This window comes from Halocella sp. SP3-1, from assembly GCF_003953885.1.
GTDB lineage: Bacteria > Bacillota > Halanaerobiia > Halanaerobiales > DTU029 > Iocasia > Iocasia fonsfrigidae.
Map to the genome: position 1 here is coordinate 2,825,319 of NZ_CP032760.1, position 19,254 is coordinate 2,844,572.

Below are 19,254 nucleotides of genomic sequence, written 5' to 3' on the forward strand. Positions count from 1 at the left end.
AACACCCCTAGAAAATAATAATATTGATATTTAGAGAGTTCTCTTGATCTCCCTATAGGTATATATCTCAAGTTCATCTCCGGGTTTAAGATCATTATACCCTTCAATACCCAGTCCACATTCATATCCTTCACGTACCTCTCTAACATCATCTTCAAACCTCTTAAGAGAAGCAATCTCACCCTCGAAGACAACTACATTGTCCCTTAATAACCTGACTTTATCATTCCTATTAATTACTCCATCAGTAACATATAAACCAGCAACAATACCTACATTAGGGACTTTAAAGGTATCCCTGACTTCGGCTCTGGCAGTTACTTCTTCTTTCAATTCAGGGTCAAGCAGGCCAGCCATAGCATCTTTGATTTCTTCAATAGCTTTATAGATAACCCTGTATAAACGCAGCTCTACCTTTTCCTTTTCTGCATATTTTCTGGCATTTGTATTAGGCCTAACATTAAAGCCAATTATAATCGCATTAGAAGCACTGGCTAGATCAACATCTGTTTCATTAATTGCACCAACACCAGTATGAATAATATTTACAGTAACCTCTTCAGTGCCTAACTTAGTAAGTGAACCCTTTAGTGCTTCAATGGAGCCATTGACATCTGCTTTAATAATAACATTTAGCTCCTTAACTTTACCTTGCTGTATCTGCTCATAGAGGTCCTCCAGAGAAATCCTGCTTTCATTTTGTATATCCTGTTGATGAAGTGCCTGTTTTCTTTCTTCTGCTACCGCCCTGGCTTCTTTTTCATCAGGAAGAACCTCCACAAACTCACCAGCAGCCGGTACATCAGAGAAACCTAATATCTCTACCGGAGTAGCTGGTGGAGCCTCATTTATCCTTTCACCTTTATCATCAATCATAGCCCTGACTCTTCCAGAGACAGGACCAGCCAGCAGGGCATCCCCTATCCGCATTGTTCCGTTCTTAACAAGTAGGGTTGCTACAGGTCCTCTACCTTTATCCAATTCAGACTCAATTACTATCCCTTCAGCATATCTATTGGGATTAGCCTTTATTTCTTCCATCTCAGCTACCAATAAAACCATTTCCAGTAACTCATTAATATTTTCCTCTTTAAGGGCTGAAATAGGTACACAAATGGTATCCCCACCCCAGTCTTCAGGAACAAGACCGTGTTCAGTTAATTCCTGTTTAACCCTATCTGGCTGGGCATTAGGTTTATCAATCTTATTAATAGCAATAATGATTGGGATATCAGCTGCTTTAGCATGGTTAATGGCCTCAATTGTCTGGGGCATAACCCCATCATCAGCAGCAACTACCAAGATGGTGATATCTGTAACCTGGGCACCGCGAGCCCTCATAGCAGTAAAAGCCTCATGACCCGGTGTATCAATAAAGGTGATTTTTTTACCATTAATAAAAACCTGATAAGCACCTATATGTTGTGTAATACCACCTGCTTCACTCTCAGCAACCCTTGATTGTCTTATTACATCAAGAAGGGTAGTCTTACCATGGTCAACATGTCCCATAACTGTTATAATTGGCGGGCGAAGCTGTAAATCAGCTGCTTTATCAACAATTTTAGGACCTACACGTTTCTCTTTTTCCTGCTCATCACTTACATGATCAGTATCTTTTATATTTATTTTAACACCTATTTCATCTGCCAGCATAATTAAGGTGTCCTCATCCAGAGGATGATTAAGATTTGCCATTAATCCTAAACCCATTAATTTTTTAATCATATCATTTGCTGGATAATCAATAGATTCAGCCAGTTCCTTTACTGTAATAGGTAATGAAATATCATGTCTCTCAGTAGTCTCTTTTTCCTGACTATCTCTATTACCAGGTTCACCCTGCTTTTCATTATCAGTACCTTTCTTTTCGTCGATAATTTCACTCTTTTTTTCTGAACCACTTTCCTTTTCAACAAACATATCTCTGACTGTTTTTGCTGTATCATCTTCAATAGTACTCATATGACTGGAAACATCTACACCTAAATCCTGTAATATTTCTATTAATTCTTTACTGGACAAAGCCAGTTCCTTTGCCAGTTTATATACCCTAATTTTTCCCATAATTAACACCTCCGCTTAGTTAATCATCCATTATACCAATCTCCTCCATTAAATGATTATATATCTCATCTGAAATTGATATTTTAAAAGCCCTGGAAAATTTATTTGCTTTACGAGCCTTAAGCAAACAATCTTGATCAGGACAAATATATGCACCACGTCCAGGCGCCTTTCCATCTTTATCCAAACACACCTGTTTATTACTTTTCTTATAAACCACTCTTATTAATTCATTTTTAGGTCTTCTTGCCCCACAAGCAACACACTTCCGCATAGGAGTTTTTTTACTCATCTTAATCCCTCCTATTCCTTAGACTTCCGGCTCTTTATCCTGATTTTCTTCTATTATTGCTTTCTCACTATTTATGTCAGATAACTCCACCTGATCTTCATCCCTATCAAGAGGTACAGGGTCTTCAATCTTTTCTGTCTGAGCGGCTTTTTCTTGATCATATTGTGTTTGATTTTTAATATCTACCTTCCAGCCAGTTAATTTCGCAGCCAGTCTAGCATTTTGCCCTGCCTTACCTATAGCAAGGGATAACTGAAAATCAGGAACAATTACCTCAGCCACCTTTTCTTCCTCATCAACGATTACTTCAAGAACCTCTGCTGGATTAAGGGCATTAGCCACTAAAACAGCTGGTTCTTCACTCCACTCAATAATATCAATCTTTTCACCATTTAATTGGTCAACAATAGCTTGAACCCTCATCCCTTTTGGTCCAACACAGGCTCCCACTGGATCAACATTAGCCTCTGCTGATAAAACAGCAATCTTGGAACGGCTGCCGGCCTCACGGGCAACACTCATAATCTCTACGATCCCGTCAAATATTTCAGGAACTTCAACCTCAAATAAACGTTTTAATAACCCTGGATGTGTACGTGAAACAAGTATCCGTGGTCCTTTATTATCTGCATTAACCTCAACTACATATAGCTTAACTCTACTACCCATCTCATAGCTTTCCCCCGGCATCTGTTCTGAAGGAGGCAAAAGGGCTTCGATTTTTCCAAGATCAATAAAGATATTATTTCTGTGAAAACGCTGGATAGTACCAGTAATTAATTCCCCTTCTTTTTGTTTATATTCCTCATATATTACATCACGTTCTGCCTCCCTGATCCTCTGCATAACAACCTGTTTGGCCGTCTGGGTAGCGATACGCCCAAAATTAGCTGGAGTTATCTCTCTCTCAACTATGTCGCCTATTTCATATTTAGGATCAATCTCTTTAGCTTCTTTTAATGATATTTCTACATTCTCATTGTCGGCTTCTTCGACAACCTCCAGACTAGTATATACTTTGACTTCACCACTCTTATCCTTTATATCAACCCTGACATTTTCCTTAGTACCATAATCCTTTTTATAGGCAGAAAAAAGGGCAGTTTCAAGGGCCTCTAATAAAGTTTCTTTAGAAATACCCTTTTCTTTTTCTATATCATCAAGGGCATGCAAAAAATCAATATTCATCAGGATTCCCCTCCTTTATCACTTGGTGGTATGTAAATCAAAATCAGCCGTCAAATTTGCTCCGGCAATTTTGTCAAAGGGAATATTAACATCCCCTTCTCCTTCCTTTAAATCAAGCATGATATTTTCTTCATCACTCCCTTTTATATAACCGGTAATTACCTTTTTACCTTCTACAGGCACATAGGTCTTTATAGTCACCAGTTTACCAACAAAACGGTCAAAATCAGACCTTTTCTTTAAAGGCCTTTCTAAACCTGGTGTAGAAACCTCCAGAATATAGCTGTTTTCAATAGGGTCTTTCTCATCTAAGATATCACTCAATATTCTACTTATATCTTCACACTCTTCCAGGGTTACCTGATCATCAAGCCTCTCAATAAATACTCTGAGATACCAGTTGTTTCCTTCTTTAAGATATTCAACATCTACCAGTTCCAAATTTTTACCCTTGATTATATCTTCAACATAACCCCGAACCGTTTCAATAACCTTGCCCATTAATATATACCCCTTTCAAGAATAATCTTCATTATATATTTTAACTAATTAAGCTGTGATATATCCTTTTTTTATATAAACTATAAGGAAGGAGTGGGAAACTCACCCACTCCTTAACAGATCCAGTATCAGTTATGTCATCTCTATTATTTTACCATAGTGTAATATATCTTGCAAGTAATTCGAAAAAATTTTAAGCAATATCTCTGAGTCTGTATTTAAAAAGGTATAAATAGGGAATTATACTGATACTTTTCGAACAGACTCTCTAAAATAATGATAATTGATTTTTCTCTGGCAATTCTGCCAGTGTACCATGTTCTTTCATAACCTCAACAACAGTTTTGCTTATTCTAGTCTCGGGTTTTTGACAGTTGCATAAGATAAAAATCTCCGAAAGCCTTGATATAGGCTTATTTTTATGTCAAATTTTCCACTTTTCTATTGCGTAATTTACCGTAATGTGGTATGATATAAGGATAAGGGGGAATTTTTATGCGATTGAATATTAGTAAATCCAAAAATGCGTCTTCTCTCTATGTCATTAAGGATATAAACGTAAGAGGAAAACGCACAACCAAAATTGTAGAGAAACTTGGTACATATGATGAGTTATTAGAGAAGTTAAACGGAGAAGACCCTATCCAATGGGCAAAAGAATATATTAAGGAATTGAATGAAAAAGAACGGCAGAAAAAACAGAAAGTTATTGTTAAATATTCTCCTGTTAAAAAAATCAAAAAAGACCAACAACGGGTTTTTAATGGTGGTTATCTCTTTCTTCAAAAAATATATTATGAACTTGCTCTTGATAAACTTTGTGATAGATTATCTAATAAATATAAATTTACGTTTGATCTTAATAATATCTTATCTCGACTGGTTTATGGACGTATTTTATTTCCCTCATCTAAGTTAACAACGCATCGTCAGGCAGCTACTTTTATTGAGCCACCAAACTTTGATCTTCAACACGTTTATCGAGCTCTTGATATTTTGGCAAAAGAGTCTAATTTTATTCAAAGCACTCTATATAAAAACAGCTTAAAAGTTTCCAAACGTAATACAGGTATTCTTTACTATGATTGTACCAATTACTTTTTTGAAATTGAGCAGGAAGAAGGATTGAAACAGTATGGAGTTTCAAAGGAACACCGTCCTAATCCCATTGTACAAATGGGCCTTTTCATGGATGGAGATGGTATTCCTCTTGCCTTTTCTATTCACAAAGGAAATACCAATGAACAAACAACTTTAAAACCTCTAGAGAAAAAAATCATTGATGATTTTAAATTATCAAAGTTTGTTGTTTGTACGGATGCTGGTCTTGCCTCCTATAATAATCGACGCTTTAATGATATTGGTAATCGTGCCTTTATCACAACTCAATCGGTTAAAAAATTAAGGAAACACCTTAAAGAGTGGGCCCTTAACCCAAGGGGTTGGTCTTTATCAGATAGCCAAAAATTGTATAACCTTTCTGAATTGGAAGAAAAAATTAACGCTATAAAGGACAACCATAAAAAAGAACGTTGGCTTTCTAAAGTCTTTTATAAAGAACGGTGGATTAAAGAAAATGGCTTAGAGCAAAAAATGATTGTTACTTTTAGTTTTAAATATCGTAATTATCAGCGACGTATCCGACAGGAACAAATTTTACGGGCTCAAAAGAAAATTGATTCCAATCCATCCAAAATAGGTAAAGCAAGCCAAAACGATTATCGCCGTTTTATTAAAACAACGACTTGTACAGATGACGGCGAAATCGCCAACAAAAAAATCTATCATATCAACACGGATGTAATTGATAAGGAAAAGATATACGATGGATTTTATGGTATTTGTACCAACTTAGAGGCTAATATTTCAGAGATTATAAAGGTCAACAAAGGTCGTTGGCAAATCGAAGAATGTTTCCGAATTATAAAAACGGAATTCAAAGCAAGACCGGTTTACTTAAGTAAAGATGAACGCATTGAAGCTCATTTTATAACCTGTTTTATTTCATTGTTGATTTACCGACTTCTTGAAAAACGACTGAACAGTGAATTTACTTGTCCAACAATCATCCGAAATTTGAAAAACATGAATTTTCTAGAAGCCAGAGGCGAAGGCTATATCCCTGCTTATACCAGAAATAATTTTACTGATAATTTACATGAGATTTTTGGTTTTAGAACAGACTATCAGATTATCACTAACAAAAAAATTAAAAAAATAATTAGAGACACAAAAAATTAAAAAAATACGCACTTTTTTACATAAAGAAAGCCGTAAGAAACCTTTTATTTATAAGGTTTATACGGCTTTTTGCTTTTTCAACTGTCAAATATGGGAATATATCTTGCAAGTAATTCGAAAAAATTTTAAGCAATATCTCTGAGTCTGTATTTAAAAAGGTATAAATAGGGAATTATACTGATACTTTTCGAACAGACTCTCTAAAATAATGATAATTGATTTTTCTCTGGCAATTCTGCCAGTGTACCATGTTCTTTCATAACCTCAACAACAGTTTTGCTTATTCTAGTCTTATTAACAAGGTCTTCAATGGAAGTAAAACTGCCTTCCTCTCTACTTACAGCAATACTCTCGGCAGCAGAAATACCCAGTCCATCAAGACTTATTAACGGGGGTAATAAGCCCTTATCTGTGATAATAAATTTCTTTAAATCTGATTTATAGATATCAACAGTAGTAAACACAATACCCCTGGCTAGAGCTTCAGTAACAATCTCCAGTATTGTCAAAGTACCTTTTTCCTTGGCAGTTAAATCATTACCTTTTTTTTCAAGTTCACCTTTTACATGTAAAATATGTTCAGGCCCCTGACAAATTAATCTGGCATCAAAATCTGCTGCCTTGGTAGTAAAATAAGTTGTATAAAAAGCCTCAGGATAATGAACCTTAAAATAGGCAATTCGAAAGGCCATCATTACATAGGCAGCAGCATGTGCCTTGGGAAACATATATTTAATCTTATTACAGGAATCAATATACCACCGGGGGACCTCATTTTCCCGCATATATTCTTCCTCATCTGCACTTAAACCCTTACCTTTTCTGACATGTTCCATGATCCAGAAAGCCCTGCCTGGTTCTAAACCCTGCTGAATTAAATAATTCATAATATCATCACGTACTGAAATTACCTCTGCTAATTCTGCTGTACCTTTTCTGATCAATTCCTGAGCATTATTAAGCCAGACATCAGTTCCATGTGAAAGCCCACTAATCCTGATTAACTCAGCAAAGGTAGTTGGTTTTGTATCTACCAACATCTGTCTAACAAAACTGGTACCAAACTCAGGAATACCCAGTGTTCCAACTGTAGTCCCAATCTCTTCTGGACTTACCCCTAAGGTCTCTGTGCCGGAAAAGATGGCCATAGTATCTGGGTCATCTAAGGGTATCTCAAAAGGTGAAACACCGGTAATATCCTGTAACATCCTGATCGAAGTAGGGTCATCATGCCCTAGTATATCAAGCTTTAACAAATTATCATGAATAGAATGAAAATCAAAATGTGTTGTCAGGGTATCTGTTTCCATATCATTTGCTGGTTTCTGTATGGGGGTAAAGTCATAGATTGATTTATCATGTGGGACAACAATCTGTCCACCAGGATGCTGACCTGTTGTTCGTTTTACTCCACTACAACCTTTGACAAGCCGTTTTATCTCTGCAGTATTTTTAGAATAATTATTATCATCAAAATAACCCTTAACAAACCCAAAGGCTGTCCTTTCAGCAATCGATGAAATAGTACCTGCTCGATAAACATAATCTTTGCCAAATAGTTTCTCAGTATATTTATGAATAGCTGATTGATATTCCCCAGAAAAGTTCAGATCAATATCAGGGACTTTATCCCCTTCAAACCCCAGAAAGACCTCAAAAGGTATATCAAAACCATCTTTAATCAGAATTTCACCACATTCAGGACAGTCTTTATCAGGTAGGTCTGCACCTACACCAACAGAACCATCTGTAATAAACTCACTATACTGGCATCCAGGACACCGGTAATGTGGAGGTAAGGGGTTCACTTCAGTAATACCTGTCATAGTAGCAGCCAAAGAAGACCCTACTGAACCACGTGAACCAACAAGGTAACCATCATCAAGTGATTTCTTAACCAGTTTCTGGGAGGTCAAATAAATTACGGCATAACCATTACCAATAATTGAATCAAGTTCCCTGTTAAGCCTCTCTTCTACTATCTCAGGAAGCAGATCACCATACCACTCTCTGGCCCTGACAAAAGCCATCTCTCTTATTTCCTGATCAGCCCCTTCTATAGTTGGAGTATATAATTTTTCCGGTATGATTTCTAATTCATCACAAAGATCGGCAATTTTTTGGGGATTCTCAATAACCAGTTCCCTGGCAATCTCATCACCAAAGTAATCAAATTCAGCCAGCATCTCTTCTGTTGTTCGAAAATATAAAGGAGCCTGTTCTTCATCATCATACCCCTGACCGGCCTGTAATATCTGGCGGTAAATACTATCTTCTGGATCCATAAAGTGTACATCACCAGTACCAACAACAGGTTTATTCAATCTTTTACCTAGTTGATAAATCCTGCGATTTATTTCCCGCAGCTCCTGTTTCGAATCAAGCAGCTTATTTAATAAAAACTCATTATTTGCTATCGGCTGTATTTCTAAAAAATCATAAAAGCGGGCTGTCTTAATTATTTCATCTTTGTCTTTATTATCAAGGATACTACGATATAATTCCCCTGCCTCACAGGCAGAACCAAGTAGTAGATTGTCACGCAGGTGTTTTAATTCACTCTTTAGTATCCTCGGTTTACGGTAAAAATGCTTAATATGTGAATTAGAGACAAGTCTATATAAATCCCTTAACCCCTCCCTATTTTTAGCCAGGATGATTAAATGATAGGGTCTTAATTCCTTCCAGTCTATTTTCTTACTTAATCTATTTATCTCTGCCAGCTGAGAAATCTCCTGTTCTCCAAGAAGCTGCAGCATTATTATTAATATTTCCCCGGTTGCTGTAGCATCATCAACAGCACGATGATGATTTTCTAAACTAACCCCCAGTTTATCACAAAGAGTATTTAATTTATGGTTTTTAATCCCAGGATAAAGTGCCCTGCTTAATCCCAGGGTATCAAGAACAGGATTACTAATTAACGGCCTTTCAGTTTTATCAATTGCAGATTTTAGAAAACCATAGTCAAATTTAGCATTATGAGCTACTAAAACAGAATCACCAATAAAAGCAAGAAAATCATCAATAACCTCGGAGAGTGCAGGGGCATCAGCTACCATTTGATTAGTAATGCCAGTCAGTTCAGTAATCTTTGACGGGATACTGCTATCAGGCTTTATAAAAACCGCAAATTGATCTATTACCTTATCCTGATATATCTTCACTGCCCCAATTTCAATGATCTCATCTCGTTTATTATTTAAACCAGTAGTTTCCAGATCAAAAACAGTAAAGGTGGTATCACTAATTTTTTTCTGATAGGCATTATGGATAATTGCCTCACCATCATCTACCAGGTAAGCCTCCAGACCGTATATTACTTTAACACCGTGTTTTTTACCAGCCCAGTATGCCTCAGGAAAGGATTGAACAACACCATGATCAGTAATTGCAATAGCAGGATGTCCCCAAGCAGCTGCCCTTTTTACTGCCTCAGATACATCAACAACTGCATCCATAGCGCTCATCTTGGTATGTAAATGTAATTCTATTCTTTTTTCCGGGGAATTATCCTTTTTGACAGCTCTTTGATATTTGTTCAGATCACGGGCTACCATCACCAAACCCTTGCTGTATTTATCATATTGAATATATCCCCTGGCCTTTAGCCAGGCCCCTTTTTCAATACCTTCTTTTACTTCTTGATCTTTTTTACCGGGAAAAACCTTAACTGTAAAAGAATAAGTATTATCAGTAAGATCTATTATAAAAAAGCTATTTCCTTTTCTGGTCTTAATCTCATCTACATCAAAAATCCTTCCTGCTATAATGACCTCATCTTCTTCTCTTTCAATCTCACTTAATCTATAACTAATATCCTGTTTTATCTTTCTACCAAATATAATATTAGACCTGGTATTTGATTTTTGACCAGATACACTCTTAGCAGATTTTTTAGGCTTATTCAACCCCTTCTGATACTGACTAAGATCAAAGGGCTGTTCAACTACCTCCAGAAAATCACCATTTTTAATCTCAAGCTCAGTATCAATCCCCAGGTAATAATCTAATTTATTTTTCAGATAAGACTTTACTGCTGGTTCATTTAATTTTTCAAAAGCCATATCTGTCTCAGTCTCAATTACTATACACTTACCTTCTATTAAAAAACGTGATCTTTCTAACCAAGCATTTAGATACAGGAACTTTTCTTTTAAAGCCTCCAGCAGATGGGGTAGAATCAGTCTAAATTCTTTTTCAAAAGATAGTTTATTTAAAATAGCTACCTCTAACCCCTCAAGTCTATCTTCAAACTCAGCAAGCAAGTTATCCTGTTTAATAGAGTTATTATCACATGGTATAAGATAACATGTCCTGCTATCATCATCAACAATAATATATTTTAGCTGTGAGCAATATTTTTCACCAGGTTTAATTACTTTCTTCATGATACTCCTCCCTATTTTAGGTAGGCTATACTTTTAATTTATTAAATAAAACCCTAAATATATCCCAGTACATTTTACTTCTAGCAATAACCCCTTTGATAATCCCTCTTTTTTCTTCCTTCATTATATGGGTCAAATCAGGCAAATCAACATATTTTACACGCCCTTTTTTCTTAACATGTTGATTTATGGCTATTTCCACACCATATCCTGCCTTTTTAAGACTACTCATATCACTTATCATCTCAGCCTTCACTGCCCTCTGCCCAGAAAGATTTGGAGAAAAAAATTGAGCTAAATCAGTAATACCCCTGCCGTGATTAAAAACCCCCACAGTCATATCTGCTTCCCCTCTGTAGATAGGTTCTAGTAGATTGGTAATATGTACCTTATTTAAACCTATCAGATCAGCATCAAGCATAATAATAATCCTGGAGCTTATCTCGTCGATCCCTTTCTGCAGTGCTGCACCTTTCCCCAGGTTTTTCGGCAGACTGATCACCCGAGCACCCGCTTTAGCCGCAAGCTCAGCCGTATTATCAGTAGAACCATCATTTATTACCAATACCTCTTGAATAGACTTAATCGTTTTAAGGGTATTAATAATAGATTCAATAGTATTTCCCTCATTGTAAGCAGGAATTAAGACAGTTACCTCCATCATGTTCCCCCTTAATGAAATACCTAGTCAATATTCTTTAATATACCGATTACCTTTTCATACACAGAGTCAAGTTTAATATTTATTTCCTCACCAGTTTTCCTTACTCTGGCTTCTACCACACCCTTTTCTAAGGAACGCGAACCAATTGTTAATCTAAGAGGTATACCTATTAAATCAGCGTCATTAAACTTGACACCAGCCCTTTCCTGCCTATCATCAAGTAAAACCTCTATCCCATTATCAGTTAACTCTTGATAAATCACTTCTGCTCTTGTAGTTACCTCATCATTATTACCTAAAGGCAGAATTATCACCTGATATGGTGCGATAGCAGTCGGCCAAATGATTCCATTTTCATCATGCTGCTGTTCAATTGCAGCAGCAACCAACCTGGTAATACCTATTCCATAACTGCCCATAATTATCAACTGTTCCCTGCCATTTTCATCAAGGTATCTGGCACCCATACTCTCACTATATTTACTGCCAAGTTTAAAAATATGTCCGACCTCAATTCCGGCTTTTATTTCAAGCTGACCTTCACAGTGAGGACATTGATCCCCATCTTTAACCTTCCGAAGGTCAAGATAGTCTTTTACTTCAAAATCCTTACCTGGATTAACATTAATCAAATGATAATCCTTTTCATTTGCTCCAGTAATAGCATTCTTAAGATTTTTTACTCGTAAATCTGCCAATATTCTTATACCTTCTTTTATACCTACTGGACCAATAAATCCCGCAAAACTATTATACATCTCTGGGAATTTATCTTCAACTACTGCTTCAAGCTCTACTGCATTTAGATAATTTGCCAGCTTAATCTCATTTAATTCATCATTACCAGAGAGTAACACTAAAATCGGTTCACCATCTGCCAGAAAAGCCAGTGATTTAATAGTCCTGTTAGCATTAACATTCAGATATTCTGTAATCTCTGCTATTGTTTTTTGAGCAGGAGTATATACCTTTTCGGCAGCAGCCATCTCTTCTTTTTCAAAAGCAGGGTCTGCAATAGCTGCCTCAGCCCTTTCAACATTGGCAGCATAATCACAGTTATTACAAAAGGCTACTTCATCTTCACCAGCATCAGCTAGTACCATAAATTCATGTGAAGCACTACCACCCATGGCACCACTATCAGCCTCAACCGCCCTGACCTCCAGGCCACAATCTTTAAAAGCTTTTACATAGGCATCATACATAAGCTGATAGCTTTTATCCAGTCCCTCGTAATCAGTATCAAATGAATAGGCATCCTTCATAATAAATTCACGACCACGCATTATACCAAAACGCGGTCTAATCTCATCCCTGACTTTAGTCTGAATTTGATATAGGTTAAGTGGTAGGTCTTTATAGGAACGTATCTCATCACGTACAAGGTCTGTTATTATCTCTTCATGTGTAGGGCCAAGACAATACTCCCTTCCTTTACGGTCCTGGAACTTGATCATTAATGGTCCAAATCTATCCCAGCGACCGGATTCCTGCCAGAGTTCTGCAGTATGCATAATAGGCATAAGAAGCTCCTGAGCCCCACTCTCATCCATAGCCTTTCTAATTATATTTTCTATTTTTCTAATAACCCTGTAACCCAGTGGTAAATAAGAATAAACACCCGCAGTCAGGGTTCTCATCATTCCTGCCCTGAGCATATATTGATGACTAAGCACTTCGGCTTCAGATGGTACCTCTTTTAAGGTTGGTAGATACATCTTTGACATCTTCATAAAACCACTCCTTACATTTTATCTATTTCAAGTAATAATTCCTTTAATAATCTATCTTCTTTAACTTTTTTTACTAATTTTCCTTTTTTAAAAATCAAGCCCTCATTTTTCCCTCCTGCAATACCTATATCAGCCTCCCGGGCTTCACCAGGTCCATTAACAACACAACCCATTACTGCTATAGTTATAGACTTGTCCAGGTCTTTAACGGCCTTTTCAACATCTTCAGCTAATTTAATTAAATTAATATTAGTGCGTCCACATGTTGGACAGGAAATAATCTTAGGGCCTCTCTGACGTAGGTCCAAGAGACGAAGTATCTGCCAGCCAACTCTGACTTCTTCCACAGGACTACCTGTCAGTGAAACACGTACTGTATCTCCCAGACCTGCTGTCAAAATACTCCCCAGTCCAAGAGCAGATTTAATTGTTCCTGACCAAACTGTACCTGCCTCTGTGATCCCAATATGAAAAGGATAATCCACTTCTTTTGCCAACAAACTATAAGCCTTAAGTGTCATCCAAATATCTGTGGATTTTAATGATACAACAATATCATTAAACCCATTTTCTTCTAAAAGACTGATATGTGATAAGGCACTCTCCACCATGGCCTCAGCTGTCACAGAACCATATTTTTTTAACAACTTTTTTTCTAATGATCCAGAATTAACCCCAATCCTTATTGGAATACCAGCCTCCTTGGCCTTTTGGGCAACTCTTTTAAGATGATCAAAATCTCCAATATTACCTGGATTTAAACGCAGACCATCAACACCCTGTTTTACTGCCTCCAGGGCAAGTTTATAATCAAAGTGTATATCAGCAATCAGTGGAATCTTAATCCTTTCCCTTAAACGCGATAGACAACTGGCTGTTTTCATATCCGGAACAGCAACCCTGATAATCTCACAACCAGCCACAACCAGTTCTTCAATTTGTTTTACTGTTTTATCTATATCAGCTGTTTTAGTATTTGTCATTGACTGAACACTTATAGGGGCATCTCCCCCTACAGGAACATCACCATAAAACACCTGATGTGTTTTCCGACGTTGATAATTAATCATTAAAATATTGTCCTTCCTATATCTTTGAAGACCAGAAATACCATTAAAACAATTAATAAAATAAATCCAACTATATGTACAAAACTTTCTTTTTCTGGATTAACTGGTTTACCCCTTATTAGTTCTACAAAAATAAAGATTATCCTTCCCCCATCAAGGGCAGGAAAGGGTACCAGATTAATAATACCAAGGTTAATACTCAAGACTGCCATCAGGTTCAGAACACTACTAATACCTATCTCAGCAGCCTGACCTATCATACTAGCAATCATTACTGGACCACCTATTTCAGCAGGGGTTTTCCCGGTAATCATATTAAAAAACCCAAGGACTGTTACCTTAAAAATATACCAGGACTGACCAAACCCCAGACGAAAAGATTCCAGTAAACCCACTTCTCTTTTTAATAACTGTGGAGCTATACCAATTACTCCCCCCTCTGCCGATTCTTCATACCTGGGTGTAACTTCTATTTCTATTAATTCTTCGTCACGTTCAACCCCTACAATTAATTCTTTACCACTTGACCTATGGATAATATCAGCAAGTTCATCCCAGGTCTCAACACTCTGTCCATCAATAGAATATACTCGATCACCAACTTTAAAACCAGCCTGGGCAGCAGGTTGCCCTGGTATAATATCACCCAGTATATTTGAATTAGTCGTTCTAACAGGAAGGCCAAAAATATTAAAAATTAAAGCAAAGATAAATATAGCCAGAACAAAATTCATGAAAGGACCATTAAAGACTACAGCAAATCTCTTCCAGACTGATTTTTGATCAAAACACTCTTCTTTTTCACGGGCATCATAATATATTTCTTTCTCTTCGGCACTCATCTCATCATCAGGTGGAAATTCACCAGTCATTTTACAGAACCCACCCAGGGGTATTCCCCTGATAGAATAAAGAGTCTCACCCCGCTGGTAGGATAAAAGCTTCGGCCCAAAACCTATCGCAAATTCTTCAACACGGATACCTGACAATTTAGCAGCCAGGTAATGACCAAATTCATGAATAAATACTAAAATACCCAGGACTATAATAAAACTGAAAATAGTTAATAACATTCTTTCATAACCCCCTCTGCCATTTCCCTGGCTTCTTTATCTATCATATATATTTCCTCAAGAAGAGGATTATCTTTCCTTTCATAACTATCCATCACTTTTTCAACAATATATGTAATATCCGTAAACCGTATTTTATTTGCCAAAAATCCCATAACTGCAACCTCATTAGCAGCATTTAAAATTACAGGAAGACTACCGCCCTCTTTTCCAGCAGTATAGGCCAGACTTAGTGCAGGAAACTTTTCAAAATCTGGTTCTTCAAAATTTAAAGCCCCTACTGTAAATAAGTCTAAATTCTTTCCCAGACTACTCACCCGTTCAGGGTATGTTAAAATATTCTGTATCGGTATCCGCATATCAGCAACACCTAGTTCAGCCATAATAGAACTATCAATAAATTCAACCATCGAATGAACTATACTTTCAGGATGAATAACAACCTTAATTTTATCATAAGGTTGTTTAAATAAATAATGAGCCTCAATTACCTCAAGCCCCTTATTCATCATGGTTGCAGAATCAATTGTTATCTTTCCACCCATATCCCAGTTGGGATGGTTTAAGGCTTCTTTTACAGTTACCGTTTCTAATCTATCTTTTTCAAGGTTTAAAAAAGGCCCTCCTGAGGCTGTAAGTATAATTTTAGCAATCTCTTTTTCTTTATGTCCTGCTAAGAGTTGGAAGACTGCATTGTGTTCACTATCAATAGGTAAAATTTTATTTAATGGATTACTTAAATATTTCTCAATAATTTCACCACCAATAACCAGTGTCTCTTTGTTGGCCAGGCCAATCCTTGATCCCTTTTCAAGGGCAGCAACAGTAGGTGCCAATCCAACAGCACCAACAAGGGCATTGATCAGCAAATCACTCTCAACCTGTCCGGCCAGATAATTAAGTCCAGCAGGTCCGCTCAGAACCTCAACTGCTTGATCAGCCAATCTATTTTTTAATTTTTCAGCATGATACTCATCCATAACTACCAGAAATTCAGGTTTATACTTGTTGGCCTGTTTCTCTAATAAATCTATATTAGTATTAGCAGTTAATCCAATTACATTCCAATCATCAGACAGGTGCTCTATTACCTCCAGGGTCTGGGTACCTATTGATCCTGTCGACCCTAGAATAATTATTCTTTTCATTAGTATTCACTCCCTGAAATCAACCAAATTTAATAGATCAGCATTAAAAACAGCCTTACCCAGTACCAGTATTGCAGGGCCAATAATAAGCCCTAGAGTCCCTAAGATCCTGAATCCAACATAGAGAGCAATCATAGTTGCCAATGGATGTAAACCAAGGTTTTTACCCATTATTTTACCCTCGGCCCCCTGTCTAATAGCCACCATAACTGTATATAGTAATAATAACTGAAAGGCATTATTAATATCTCCAATAATAATATTATAAATAACCCAAGGAATAAAAATAAGGGCTGGACCAATAATAGGTATAAGGTCTAGAAAAGCAGAACTAATTGCTATAATTACTGCATACGGGTTGCCCATAATTGCCAGACCAATACCGGAAACAAGGCAGGTAATAGAAATAAGCATTATTTCGGCCCTAACAAAGCCAACAGCCGAACTAACCAGTTCTTTTTCTAGCTTAAAAAACTTAGCCCGCAACTCTTTCGGGAAAAGTCCCATAAGAAAACTATTTATTTTATCAATATCCTTACTTATAAAAAAGGTTGCAATAAAACTTAAAAATAAGACCGTTAAAATCATAGGTAATTTACCTAAAAAACTGATCACATTATTTATTACCATTACTATACCACTCTTTAAAGCATTATATAATAACTGCATGTTCTCATTTAATACCTCTCTAATAGCTGGTGATATTTCCAGGCCATTAATTAAATCGGTTATTTTATTGTTTTGATTAATGAGCCATTGAAATTCTTCACCAAAGGTATTATAATCTGGTAGATTCTGCAGCAAGCGATTTAATTCCAGATAAATATGTGAAATCCCCAGAAAAAAAACGATAATTAATACAGCTATAAAAAAGATCAAAACAATAAAGACAGCAAAACCTCTGTTAATATGTAGATATTCCTCAACTATTTTAACAACTGGATTAATTAAACTTGCCAGTACAGCAGCAATAATAAAGGGTGTAAAATAAATGAAAAAGTATTTTGACACAATTAGTATAAACAACATTAAAACAATAAAAATTAGCATTTTTTTTAAATATTTCTCCATATTATCATACCCCTATTACTAAATATAATATTAGCTAAACAAGTAAATGAACAAGAAAAAAATAGGTAACAGGTGCTGTAAAAAGAAGAGTGTCAAATCTATCTAAAATACCGCCATGTCCTGGAATTAAGTCACCGGAGTCCTTTAAACCTAGCTCTCGTTTCATTTTTGATTCAAAGAGATCACCTGTAATGGCTGTTAAAGCAATAACTACCGCATATATAAACCAGTAGAAACTATAATATCCGAAATAAAGCATATAAATCCCAACAACTATAATCGTCAGCAGAACACTCCCTATAGCCCCCTCTATTGTTTTATTAGGGCTTATCTCCTCTGCCAGTTTATGGCTTCCTAGAAACCTACCTATAAAATACCCACCTGTATCACTGGCCCAGGTAGCTAGTAATACCAGCCAGAGGGCTGTTGTTTTATTAAATGGTGCAGTAGAAAATTCCCGTAGAAAAAGTAGAAAAGAAAAACCACCTGCAATATAAATCAAACCAAAAGTATTATAGGATAAGGATTCAAGGAAATTATTTTTAATAAATAAAAAATGGAATATAAAATAAACAATTAAATACAGATATACAAGTGCTGGAAAAACATTATCAATAAGTCCTCTATTACTTAGATATGTGTAGCTAATAATAAATATACTAAAAGTGGTCATTAAGAAAAAATTTTTTCCACTCTTTACTGGAAGCATTCTATTATACTCATAAATAGCAATTATAGTTAACAAAAGTATAAGACTAATAAATGGTATAGTACCTGTTATTATACAGGCAAATAATATAATAATTCCAACTATTGAGCTTAATATCCTCTTAGTCAACACAATCCTCACCCACTTTATTTAAGCCCCCAAAACGCCTTTCGCGCTGTTGAAATATTTTAATTGCTGATACCAGGTCCTCTGCTGTAAAATCCGGCCAGTATTTATCAAAAAAACAAAGCTCAGTATAGGCAGACTGCCATAATAAAAAATTACTCAATCTCCTCTCCCCACCTGTCCTGATTAACAACTCTACATCAGCAAGTCCAGGATTATAGAGATATCTATTAATATCCTGTTCAGTAAGGGATATATTTGTCTCATTATTAACAGCAAAATCATTAACTATTTTTTTTACCATATCAACTATTTCAGCACGCCCCCCATAGTTAAAAGCAATATTTAACTGAATCCCTTTATTACCAGCAGTCATCTCCTCAATCTTTTCAATTGTATTTGTTAAAGCCCTGGAAAGCCCATTCCTTCTCCCAATCACTTTCACTTTAACATTGTTTTTAAATAATTCATCAGCCTGTTTTAAAAGTGTTTTTTGAAACAAATTTAAAATAAAATCAACTTCGGTCCTGGGTCTGTTCCAGTTTTCAGTTGAAAAAGCATAGACAGTAAGTGCCCTAACACCGAGTTCAGCAGCCTTAATTATGATTTTTTTAAAGGCATTTACACCAGCAATATGACCCTGTTTCCTGGGCAGACCCCGTTCAACTGCCCATCTTCCATTTCCATCCATTATTATTGCAATATGTGATGGTATCTTCATATATATCACCCTAAATTAAAATAATCACCCCCTCATATGAGGGGGACAAAAATTTTATTTATATTTTTCATAACTCCAGATAAGGTCGATAACCCCTGTTTTAACCGTCCTTGCCGTAATAACCCGTTTATCTCCTAGCCCATATTTTCTATCGGTCGGGCCAGTATATATTAAATTAAAGTCAATATTATGTTCTTTTAGCAATTTAATTGCCTCTTTAACTCTTAGGGCTGAAAGATATGAAAGAGCAATACCCATT

Annotated in this window: 15 protein-coding genes; 1 reads left to right on the plus strand and 14 read right to left on the minus strand. The window is 36.2% G+C overall.

Annotation, left to right across the window (positions count from 1 at the left end):
• Positions 1-30 precede the first annotated feature (30 nt).
• From infB to rimP, 4 genes are read right to left on the minus strand one after another with little or no spacing between them, the layout of a single operon-like run.
• Entirely contained in the window at positions 31-2,067 is a 2,037-nt protein-coding gene (gene infB, locus D7D81_RS13560) for a translation initiation factor IF-2 (RefSeq protein WP_125990616.1), read from the minus strand.
• A 19-nt stretch (positions 2,068-2,086) separates the two neighbouring features.
• Complete coding sequence (gene rnpM / locus D7D81_RS13565; RefSeq protein WP_125990617.1) at positions 2,087-2,359, minus strand: RNase P modulator RnpM; 273 nt, start codon at positions 2,357-2,359, stop codon at positions 2,087-2,089.
• 18 nt (positions 2,360-2,377) lie between these two features.
• The gene (nusA, locus tag D7D81_RS13570) at positions 2,378-3,547 is read right to left on the minus strand and encodes a transcription termination factor NusA (RefSeq protein ID WP_125990618.1); all 1,170 of its coding nucleotides are present in this window, start codon (positions 3,545-3,547) and stop codon (positions 2,378-2,380) included.
• A gap of 18 nt (positions 3,548-3,565) precedes the next feature.
• Complete coding sequence (gene rimP, locus D7D81_RS13575) at positions 3,566-4,048, minus strand: ribosome maturation factor RimP (RefSeq protein WP_125990619.1); 483 nt, start codon at positions 4,046-4,048, stop codon at positions 3,566-3,568.
• A 495-nt stretch (positions 4,049-4,543) separates the two neighbouring features.
• On the opposite strand from rimP, the gene D7D81_RS13580 reads away from it, so the two are divergent.
• On the plus strand, positions 4,544-6,289 hold the full coding sequence (locus D7D81_RS13580; protein ID WP_125986259.1) for an IS1634 family transposase: 1,746 nt from the start codon (positions 4,544-4,546) through the stop codon (positions 6,287-6,289).
• A 200-nt stretch (positions 6,290-6,489) separates the two neighbouring features.
• Here D7D81_RS13580 and D7D81_RS13585 read toward each other — a convergent pair whose 3' ends face one another.
• The 10 genes from D7D81_RS13585 to D7D81_RS13630 are packed head-to-tail and all read right to left on the minus strand — an operon-like array spanning position 6,490 to position 19,253.
• The gene (locus D7D81_RS13585) at positions 6,490-10,680 is read right to left on the minus strand and encodes a PolC-type DNA polymerase III (protein ID WP_125990620.1); all 4,191 of its coding nucleotides are present in this window, start codon (positions 10,678-10,680) and stop codon (positions 6,490-6,492) included.
• A gap of 25 nt (positions 10,681-10,705) precedes the next feature.
• A complete protein-coding gene (locus tag D7D81_RS13590) occupies positions 10,706-11,344 on the minus strand; it encodes a glycosyltransferase family 2 protein (RefSeq protein ID WP_286169720.1) in 639 nt (212 codons plus the stop codon).
• Positions 11,345-11,364: 20 nt separating this feature from the next.
• A complete protein-coding gene (locus D7D81_RS13595; RefSeq protein WP_125990621.1) occupies positions 11,365-13,077 on the minus strand; it encodes a proline--tRNA ligase in 1,713 nt (570 codons plus the stop codon).
• Between the two features lie 11 nt (positions 13,078-13,088).
• Entirely contained in the window at positions 13,089-14,147 is a 1,059-nt protein-coding gene (gene ispG, locus D7D81_RS13600) for a flavodoxin-dependent (E)-4-hydroxy-3-methylbut-2-enyl-diphosphate synthase (protein WP_125990622.1), read from the minus strand.
• The gene (gene rseP, locus D7D81_RS13605; protein WP_125990623.1) at positions 14,147-15,220 is read right to left on the minus strand and encodes an RIP metalloprotease RseP; all 1,074 of its coding nucleotides are present in this window, start codon (positions 15,218-15,220) and stop codon (positions 14,147-14,149) included. Before rseP ends, ispG begins: the two co-directional genes overlap by 1 nt.
• On the minus strand, positions 15,211-16,368 hold the full coding sequence (locus D7D81_RS13610; RefSeq protein WP_125990624.1) for a 1-deoxy-D-xylulose-5-phosphate reductoisomerase: 1,158 nt from the start codon (positions 16,366-16,368) through the stop codon (positions 15,211-15,213). The genes rseP and D7D81_RS13610 overlap by 10 nt, the downstream gene beginning before the upstream one ends.
• 6 nt (positions 16,369-16,374) lie before the next feature.
• Positions 16,375-17,439, minus strand: coding sequence for a sporulation integral membrane protein YtvI (ytvI, locus tag D7D81_RS13615; RefSeq protein WP_125990625.1), 1,065 nt, complete (start codon positions 17,437-17,439; stop codon positions 16,375-16,377).
• A 34-nt stretch (positions 17,440-17,473) separates the two neighbouring features.
• Positions 17,474-18,280 carry a phosphatidate cytidylyltransferase gene (locus D7D81_RS13620; protein WP_205739220.1) on the minus strand — a complete coding sequence of 269 codons (807 nt, stop codon included), beginning with the start codon at positions 18,278-18,280 and terminating at the stop codon, positions 17,474-17,476.
• Positions 18,270-18,995 (minus strand): undecaprenyl pyrophosphate synthase, encoded by a 726-nt coding sequence (gene uppS, locus D7D81_RS13625; RefSeq protein WP_125990627.1) that lies wholly within the window; start codon positions 18,993-18,995, stop codon positions 18,270-18,272. Before uppS ends, D7D81_RS13620 begins: the two co-directional genes overlap by 11 nt.
• A gap of 54 nt (positions 18,996-19,049) precedes the next feature.
• Positions 19,050-19,253 carry a hypothetical protein gene (locus tag D7D81_RS13630; RefSeq protein WP_125990628.1) on the minus strand — a complete coding sequence of 68 codons (204 nt, stop codon included), beginning with the start codon at positions 19,251-19,253 and terminating at the stop codon, positions 19,050-19,052.
• Position 19,254 lies beyond the last annotated feature (1 nt).

What these genes read in the sequence shown, in the direction of transcription:
- infB (WP_125990616.1), bottom strand. Translation starts at nt 2,067, where the DNA reads ATGGGAAAAATTAGGGTATATAAACTGGCAAAGGAACTGGCTTTGTCC.
- rnpM (WP_125990617.1), bottom strand. Translation starts at nt 2,359, where the DNA reads ATGAGTAAAAAAACTCCTATGCGGAAGTGTGTTGCTTGTGGGGCAAGA.
- nusA (WP_125990618.1), bottom strand. Translation starts at nt 3,547, where the DNA reads ATGAATATTGATTTTTTGCATGCCCTTGATGATATAGAAAAAGAAAAG.
- rimP (WP_125990619.1), bottom strand. Translation starts at nt 4,048, where the DNA reads ATGGGCAAGGTTATTGAAACGGTTCGGGGTTATGTTGAAGATATAATC.
- D7D81_RS13580 (WP_125986259.1), top strand. Translation starts at nt 4,544, where the DNA reads ATGCGATTGAATATTAGTAAATCCAAAAATGCGTCTTCTCTCTATGTC.
- D7D81_RS13585 (WP_125990620.1), bottom strand. Translation starts at nt 10,680, where the DNA reads ATGAAGAAAGTAATTAAACCTGGTGAAAAATATTGCTCACAGCTAAAA.
- D7D81_RS13590 (WP_286169720.1), bottom strand. Translation starts at nt 11,344, where the DNA reads ATGATGGAGGTAACTGTCTTAATTCCTGCTTACAATGAGGGAAATACT.
- D7D81_RS13595 (WP_125990621.1), bottom strand. Translation starts at nt 13,077, where the DNA reads ATGAAGATGTCAAAGATGTATCTACCAACCTTAAAAGAGGTACCATCT.
- ispG (WP_125990622.1), bottom strand. Translation starts at nt 14,147, where the DNA reads ATGATTAATTATCAACGTCGGAAAACACATCAGGTGTTTTATGGTGAT.
- rseP (WP_125990623.1), bottom strand. Translation starts at nt 15,220, where the DNA reads ATGTTATTAACTATTTTCAGTTTTATTATAGTCCTGGGTATTTTAGTA.
- D7D81_RS13610 (WP_125990624.1), bottom strand. Translation starts at nt 16,368, where the DNA reads ATGAAAAGAATAATTATTCTAGGGTCGACAGGATCAATAGGTACCCAG.
- ytvI (WP_125990625.1), bottom strand. Translation starts at nt 17,439, where the DNA reads ATGGAGAAATATTTAAAAAAAATGCTAATTTTTATTGTTTTAATGTTG.
- uppS (WP_125990627.1), bottom strand. Translation starts at nt 18,995, where the DNA reads ATGAAGATACCATCACATATTGCAATAATAATGGATGGAAATGGAAGA.
- D7D81_RS13630 (WP_125990628.1), bottom strand. Translation starts at nt 19,253, where the DNA reads ATGGGTATTGCTCTTTCATATCTTTCAGCCCTAAGAGTTAAAGAGGCA.